Here is a 7391-nt window from a genome sequence, read left to right as displayed (position 1 = left end):
AGACAAGCACCGCCGCCATGAGCGCCGCAAGAGCACACCGGGAAGACCGCCACCTGCGACCACTGATCCAACCGCCTCTCAATCGCTGCACGATAGTTTGTTATACCCAATCTGGCAAAGACATGACAACCGCTGAGGGGTCTCGTTGACAGGTTCCTTGTGCTCCGTTAAGGTCCAGCGCGTGATCTCCGCCAACCAGTCAACCGAACGCGACTCGCCTGCCTGGACATGGAGCGCCGTCGCCGACCTGATCCGTCTCAACAACCAGTCAGGCACCTGGCTCTTGATGTGGCCGAGCCTGTGGGCGTTGGTTCTCGCCAATCACGGTCGACCGCCGCTCTGGTTGGTCGGCATCTTCGCGCTCGGATCCTTTGTCATGCGGAGTCTCGGCGTCGTGATCAACGACGTGGCCGATCGCAATTTCGACAAACACGTGGCACGCACCAGCGCACGGCCCTTGGCCGCCGGCAGATTAACGCTGGGACATGCCCTGATAGTGACCAGTAGTCTGGCGTTGATGGCGGCAGCGCTCGTCTTCCCGCTGAATTGGTTGACCATCGGACTCAGTCCGATCGCGTTATTTCTGGCGGCCATCTACCCGTTTTGCAAACGGTGGATTCACATGCCACAGGCAGTCTTGGGCATCGCCTTCGGCTGGGGTGCGATCATGGCATGGGCTGCCTCGCGGGCCACCATCGATGTACAAGCCTGGTGGCTTTTCGGCGCAACCATCTGTTGGGCAGTCGCCTACGACACGATCTACGCGTTGCAAGACCGTGAGGATGACCAGCGGATTGGCGTGAAATCGTCCGCGCTTCTCTTCGGCGCTGCGGTCCCGCTGGCCGTCGGACTCTTCCTCACGGGAATGACGGGATGTTTGATTGCGGCCGGGTACGTATCAGGCCTGGGAATCGGCTACTATGTGATCGTAGCCCTGCTTGGAGGATTTTTTCTTCGGCAGGTGCGGCGCTTACGGTTGCCCCTCGCGCCGCACACAGCGTTCGAAATGTTTTACCAGCACGTGTACGTCGGAGCCACAATCCTCATTGCACTGTGGATCGGTACGCTCGGGACGACTCCGTAATCTACTCTTCGCTCACCTTGCCTAACGGCTTATCCGGCTTCGGTGCACGCAGCGTTTTCAGGTAGAGGGCAACCGCTTTGGCATCCGCATCATTGAGGCCCAGGCTCGGCATACGGGTATCCGGCTTCATGGCCTGCGGATTCCGCAGCCACCGATACACCCACGTCGGATTCAATCGATAGCCTGCGCGATCTAACGCAGGGCCAACCTTACCACCCTCTTCGCCGATCTTGTGGCATCCATTGCATCCATACTTGGTCACATAAATCTGCTTGCCGACTTCGACGAGTTTTGCAGCCGCATCCGGCTTCATGTTCAAATCGGGGCGGGCAATGTTCACGCCCTTGCCAGGCCTGGTGGTAAAATTCGCCATTGCAGCTGTAGCCTGGTCCAGGTCCTTCTTGGCCTGCCCCATCGCCTGCATTTCCTTGGCATAGGCATTATCGTCGACTTCCACACCCTTCTTGTCGGCTTCGTCGCTGGCCTTCTTTTCGGCTTCCTGCTCCAAACGTTCCGCCTCTTTATACTTTTGCTCGGCAGATTGCTTGGCCTCTTGGAGCTCTTTCTTACGACCCTCGACGTTAAACTCTAACTTCTTGCCGTGCAAGGAACGCACATATCCGACGATGCCCCAGATCTCTTCCTCTGACAGCGTGTACTTGAAGGTCGGCATGGTCGGCACAGCAAATTCATCGTCGCCGATCTTGTCGCCGTTCGGGCTCGTATCCTTCATGTCACGAGAGATCGTGTTGAAGATATCCTCGTCCTTGAACGTGCCCATTTCCGACTTGTTGGAGAGGTCTTTTGGTTTCGGGTCGGTCATTGAGGACCAGTTGAACCCTTCATTCTGCTTGCCGGTTTCGCCGTGGCAATGCATGCAATAGTGCGCGTAGAGCTTCTTGCCCTTAGCGGCCTGTTCACTCTGCATCATCGAACAACCCGCACCGATGAGGCCCGAGAGGCCCACTACCCCGACGACTGCTCCAAAGACGCGTATTCTTCGCCACGCCCTCATGCTCACGACCCTTTCTTTAAACGTCTCACGAGAGCCATCTCGAAGCCCAGCGCGAGGCCCACCGCGAGTAATGCGTACAGGTACGGGGAATAGTCCGGTGGTGCATCGGCACGGAAATACCACCAGGATGAAATCGCTTTTTCAGAACCCTTTTCTTTCGGCTGGCCGCTCTCCATCTTTTTGCCGTCCCAGACAGCGAAGGCGATGCTGCCAAATTCTCCTGGCTTGAATTGGGTATCTTCCGCCACATGCTCCGTGCTCAACGGCCGCGAGAAAACGACCTTCCACACGCCGCCCTGGTAGACGCCCTTGGCCTTGACGTCCTGATGACTATGTGGCTTGAGCGTGCCGAATCCCTTCGCGCCTAGGTCCGAACCTTTCCCGTCTTTATTCTTCCAGTACCAGATATTGACCGGGCCACCCTCGACCTGCGCCATCGGCTGACCGTGAGCGAAGTGGGCCTTGGTATCACCCACCATGAACTCCAACGCAGCCGCATCATCGGGATCTTCAGAGGGATCCGAATATTCGAGCATGATGGCGACCGTGGTTCCATCGTGGAGGCCTCGAACCTTGACAGTTTTCGCGGTCACCTCCGTGATTCTGACCGGCCAATGGACCTGAGGAGACATGGGGAATTCAGACACGGAGGCAGTAGCCCATGCTGCTGCCGTGGGATCATCGGCCGGAAGGGAGCCCTTCACAAGTCCCGCGCGCACTGCGACGCTTTGCTGACTATAGGCAGGCTGCACTTCAGCAGCCACGCACAGCCCTAAAAGGCCGACGGCTCCAACCCACCATCTCTTTCCTACTCTCCTCACTCGTGCCATACGTTCCCCTTAATTGCTCAGCAATCTCTGATCGGAGAAATTACTCGGACTCGTCCCAGGTTCTAGGTTTCTGTCCGGCTCCGTCATATTCGCCCATAATGACTTTCCAGATGTCCTCATCGGACATTTCAAGTTCCCATCGCGGCATGGCCGTTTTCCATGGCATGCCTTCGACAGGAAGGCCGACGCCGCCCTTCTTGATCCGCCAGAACAGATAGCTTTCTTGCAGCATGGCGATCGTCGTCGGGTCCTTAAAGTTCGCCGGCGGTGGCGTAAATCCTGCGGCCGCGAACCCCTTGCCATCGAAATTGCCGTGGCAGGGCGCGCAACGCGAGGCATACAAACCTTTCCCATACATAATATTCTCCGGCGTCTTCGGTACCGGATTGGAGAGTCCGGTGTATTCGCCGGGAGGAGCGGGGTGAATCGTGCGATTCTCACCCGGGGGTGCATCACTCGAAGCCGTGCTGCCATAGGTCTGCCATCCCACGAGGATGGGAAACAGCGCCAGCACGAGATAGCGGGCGCTGCTGAGTGCGCCACCGCTTTCCCCTGTCAGGAAACGGAGAATCGGCTGAAAGAATGCGTCCTTGGATTCGCCACTCAACGTGGCAAACAGCACCGAACCTGACATCACCAGCATCAGGTACAGAAAAATCAAGCTTGAAGGCAACGGCGCACTATGCGGCAAGACCGGAACAATGAATTTCAGGAACAAATAGATACAGACCGTGAGTATGATTGGTCTGACAAATACGCCTCCCATACCTTCCTCCTCTACTTCACCGTCGATAACTTATCGTGCCTGCGCCACAGCAAGGGTACCGGCATCCGCAGCCTTCACCGGTGCCGGGGTGGCACGGGGAAGGTCCAACTCCGCAGGGCTCACGCTGATCGGTTCGCCGCTCATTTGCTGCAGGAACGCGATAATCGAAAGAATTTCATTCTTGGACAGGCCGATCGGGTTCTTATTGATGTACGGCATGCGAGCCGGATATTCCTTTGGCACGCCTTCGTGGCGATAGTCCAAATAGAGGTAGGCTTGCGGTTCCGTCAGGCTCTCGAAAATAAACTCACGGGACAGCTTCGCACCGATACCTTTGAGGTCCGGGCAGCGAGCCGATTCACTCGGACCAATGGAATGGCAGAGCGCGCATTGGCCTTTGCTGAAAAATATCTTTTGCCCGATTGTCGCCATGTCCGTCGGAGTTTTGATGTCCGCGATATTGATGCTTTCTTCGGCCGGGGGTAGCGAAGCCATCTGCGGGACGGCCAACGCGACCAAGGCAAATAACCCCAACACGATCGCGACAAACCCGATCACCCGGAGAAATTGCCCCTTGATGAACAAGAGGATGACGGTTCCGATCCCGACGACACACAGACCGATTAGCTGCAGTTTGACTACTTCGCTCATAAGTCCTCAACAAAGGATAATGATCACGGTTTCCTCCGCGGGTCAGAGGAACTCGTCTATCCGATCAGACCGGACGCTGTCCCTCGGACGCCTCGGTTGCAGGGACGTCCAATGCCGGCGACCCACCCGCCATGGCAGGGATGCCTCCGGCTTCAGCCGCGCTTTTCGCACTGGCAGCAGCCTTGGCTTTGTCACCCATCGTCGCGACCCAGAAAATGAAAGCGACCAACATACAGAACAGGAATGTACACAGGGCCATCAATGTCGCGGCATACCCAAGGGCAGGTGAAAACGCATACTGAGATGAGTCACGCATGACACCATACACATGCCAATGGACGCGCGATGAGGAGCGGGCATACCCCATCAGCGTCATCAACAGAATGACCATGACCGCGTTCAAGACCAGCGAATAGCCGGCACGAGGAGGCATTCTCCCCCACACCATTTCCGTGGTGGTCTTGGCACTTTTGAGCAGCAAAGCGGTCAAGGGTGTGATGGTCAACATGACGAAGATGACGATACCCACTTGAGATGTAGAGAAGTAATTGATGCGAATGATGGCCGGGACAAAGTAGCCCCAGACACCGAGGACGATCACCGCGAGTCCAGCCAGCACGAGTACGGCACCCATGACCGATTTCGCGACCTTCGCCCATCCCGCCGTGTCTTCTTTGCCTGCACGCCAATACATGATGAAGCTCATGAACGTGACGAGCACCATCAGGTTCGACACCGTCATTTTGGCCGACATGACGCCGAAGACGCCGAGCAGCGGATGGTGGGTCCCGCCCATCTTCTGGGCCTCTTCCAGACTGGCCACGAGAGAGTGCGGCGTCATCCAGACGGCGAGACACATCAACAGGATGATCAACATGGCCATGATCGGCTTGCGATACTGGCCTTCGGATCCTGGTATTCGATGGGTAATACCCATCCAGAAATAATAGTTGGATCCGAGGAAGAGTACCCCGATCAACATGGCCTGTAGGATGAACAACCAGGAAAGGAATCCGCCCATGAGGGTGATACCCATCTGTTGGTTGTACTGATAGATTTCGCGCATCAACCAATAACCAGCGAAGGGCAAGGGCAACAAACCGAAGACGCCGATGAAGTTGCCAACGTAGCCCATCCAGTCATAGTGGTAACGTTCCTCGGTACTCTTAGCCGACAGGTATCGGATACCGGCATAGGCTCCGCAGATGTATCCTCCCAGCACCACGTTCGCGATGATGCGATGGATGTTCACCGGCCACCAGGTCGGGTTCCAGGTCGCGGCCCAGGCGCGTTCGAAATCAGTTCCTTCGGCGATGACGACCGGGCTGGCTTGGAACGTGGCCCAGGAGTTGGGCACGATCATGATGAAGAAGGCAAAGACATTGAGCAGGAAGCCCAAGAAAATGTGGAACTTCTTTCCATTCCCCTCGGACATCGCGTCCCAACCGTACCAATAGAGGTACAACGTGGCAGTTTCCACGAGGAAGAGCCCGCAATAGACGAGGAAAGAGGGGAAGAAAATGTCGGTCAAATAGGCCATCAACTTCGGATAGAAGCCGATCAGGAGAAACAGCAGGATGCCACCGAACAGGGCGGTCGTGGCATAGGACGAGGTGAGCAGCTTGGTAAACTCTTTGGCCAACTTGTCGTAGCGCTTATCGCCGGACTTATAGCCCACCACTTCGCACAGCCAGGCGAAAATCGGCACGCCAAGCACAAACCCTGCGAGGAGAAGGTGTAGCTGCGCGATGATCCAGACGAGGTTGCGGCTGCCGACATACGGGATGTCCCGATAGGCGGTCGGAGCTTGCGCGGCTGCGTCCTGGGCCATGGCCATGTCCGGCATTCCCATCCATCCGAGCACTGCTGCGCATCCCGCGAGTAACGCGATTCGCCCCGCCATTTGGCGCACCTGATTTCCAATAGTCCGCCCATGGTTCATCATTGTTGTCACCTCGTCGTTCGCCATGATGTCACTTGCTCCCTGCCGGTTTTCCGGCTGCTGGTTGCGGAGCCTTGACCTCACTCTTTGCGGCTCCTTCTTTGACACCGGCTTTATCCTTTCCGCCCTTTTGCTTGTCCTTCTCGTCTTCAGCGGTCTTCTGCTCAAGCGCGGCAATCTTCACCTCTGCGTCCTTGAACGCTTTTTCATCTTTGGTCAGGGATTTCTGAGGATCGAAGGGGGGCGCGATCGCCACAGCCGCCGGCTTACAACATTCATGGGGATGCGGCGTGGAGACGGGCAATACCATCCAGAACACCACGCTCAACACTGCACCGGCACCCGTGAAAGCGGTCAGCATCAGACTTTGATCGGTGGGCACACGGAACATATCCCACCGCCAAATGAGTTCTTGATAGGTATCCGACGCAGGTTGAGCACCGGCCGTCCGACCTTCCACAAGTTTCCCGAGAATGATCAGGCCAACGTAGGTCAGCGCGATCAAGACGACTAACGAAGCGCTACCCCACGCGGTAAATTCCAGACCAATTCGTTCGGCTACCGGCAACCCCTTCAGCATCTCGAGATCCAGGATGGATTTCGTGATGGATCGGGCCAAATCGGTAGCGCCGCTTTCGATCACCCACAGGAGCGGAAGATAAATCGCACCGGCGCCGGCGAATCGAACCCAGAGGCCGACCCCGAGGGAATCCGGGGGTTCCAGACGTAGCCGTTCCAGAAACACGGTGCGCGACACCAGACCAATCGCCCAGATATCAATTGGAATGGAGACGAGAAACACGAGGGGAAGGCCGATGCCCTCTCCGAAATGAAAGCCCGTGACCAGCGTAATCAAGAAGAAGGCGAACACGCTCACGGGACTCATCAACAGCATCAGAAACGTGATGCCGAGCTTGGTCTCCAGGTGGATCGTCCCCATCGCCATGAACAACATGGCGAATGCCATCTTGAGCGGCAACGCGGTCCAACAGGCAGGCCAGAGAATGCTCAGCCCTAACTTGAATGACGACATCGTCTCTCGACCAGTCATGTGCCCAAGACCCTCCGGCTATTCCAAAAATTCGCGATTGATGATGGCCGCC

Annotated in this window: 7 protein-coding genes; 1 reads left to right on the top strand and 6 read right to left on the bottom strand. The window is 56.8% G+C overall.

Going from position 1 to position 7391, the window contains the following annotated elements:
* Positions 1-181 precede the first annotated feature (181 nt).
* A complete protein-coding gene (ubiA, locus tag JNL86_02090) occupies positions 182-1084 on the top strand; it encodes a 4-hydroxybenzoate octaprenyltransferase (GenBank protein MBL8041694.1) in 903 nt (300 codons plus the stop codon).
* Position 1085: 1 nt separating this feature from the next.
* Here the strand turns inward: ubiA and JNL86_02085 are convergent, their stop codons facing one another.
* The 6 genes from JNL86_02085 to JNL86_02060 all read right to left on the bottom strand — a co-directional run bounded on the left by JNL86_02085 (position 1086) and on the right by JNL86_02060 (position 7339).
* Entirely contained in the window at positions 1086-2099 is a 1014-nt protein-coding gene (locus JNL86_02085; protein ID MBL8041693.1) for a c-type cytochrome, read from the bottom strand.
* 2 nt (positions 2100-2101) lie between these two features.
* Complete coding sequence (locus JNL86_02080) at positions 2102-2929, bottom strand: hypothetical protein (GenBank protein ID MBL8041692.1); 828 nt, start codon at positions 2927-2929, stop codon at positions 2102-2104.
* Positions 2930-2969: 40 nt separating this feature from the next.
* Positions 2970-3695, bottom strand: coding sequence for a c-type cytochrome (locus tag JNL86_02075; protein ID MBL8041691.1), 726 nt, complete (start codon positions 3693-3695; stop codon positions 2970-2972).
* Between the two features lie 30 nt (positions 3696-3725).
* Entirely contained in the window at positions 3726-4346 is a 621-nt protein-coding gene (locus JNL86_02070) for a cytochrome c (GenBank protein MBL8041690.1), read from the bottom strand.
* Positions 4347-4410: 64 nt separating this feature from the next.
* Positions 4411-6315 carry a cytochrome ubiquinol oxidase subunit I gene (locus tag JNL86_02065; GenBank protein ID MBL8041689.1) on the bottom strand — a complete coding sequence of 635 codons (1905 nt, stop codon included), beginning with the start codon at positions 6313-6315 and terminating at the stop codon, positions 4411-4413.
* A 4-nt stretch (positions 6316-6319) separates the two neighbouring features.
* Positions 6320-7339 (bottom strand): hypothetical protein, encoded by a 1020-nt coding sequence (locus JNL86_02060; protein ID MBL8041688.1) that lies wholly within the window; start codon positions 7337-7339, stop codon positions 6320-6322.
* Between the last annotated feature and the right edge of the window lie 52 nt (positions 7340-7391).

The sequence above is a fragment of the Nitrospira sp. genome, assembly GCA_016788885.1.
In the GTDB taxonomy this organism is placed as follows: domain Bacteria; phylum Nitrospirota; class Nitrospiria; order Nitrospirales; family Nitrospiraceae; genus Nitrospira_A.
Note: the sequence above shows the minus strand (reverse complement) of the source record. Positions and strands in the feature narration are given on the sequence as shown.

What these genes read in the sequence shown, in the direction of transcription:
- JNL86_02085 (MBL8041693.1), bottom strand. Translation starts at nt 2,099, where the DNA reads ATGAGGGCGTGGCGAAGAATACGCGTCTTTGGAGCAGTCGTCGGGGTA.
- JNL86_02060 (MBL8041688.1), bottom strand. Translation starts at nt 7,339, where the DNA reads ATGACTGGTCGAGAGACGATGTCGTCATTCAAGTTAGGGCTGAGCATT.
- JNL86_02065 (MBL8041689.1), bottom strand. Translation starts at nt 6,315, where the DNA reads ATGGCGAACGACGAGGTGACAACAATGATGAACCATGGGCGGACTATT.
- JNL86_02075 (MBL8041691.1), bottom strand. Translation starts at nt 3,695, where the DNA reads ATGGGAGGCGTATTTGTCAGACCAATCATACTCACGGTCTGTATCTAT.
- JNL86_02070 (MBL8041690.1), bottom strand. Translation starts at nt 4,346, where the DNA reads ATGAGCGAAGTAGTCAAACTGCAGCTAATCGGTCTGTGTGTCGTCGGG.
- JNL86_02080 (MBL8041692.1), bottom strand. Translation starts at nt 2,929, where the DNA reads ATGGCACGAGTGAGGAGAGTAGGAAAGAGATGGTGGGTTGGAGCCGTC.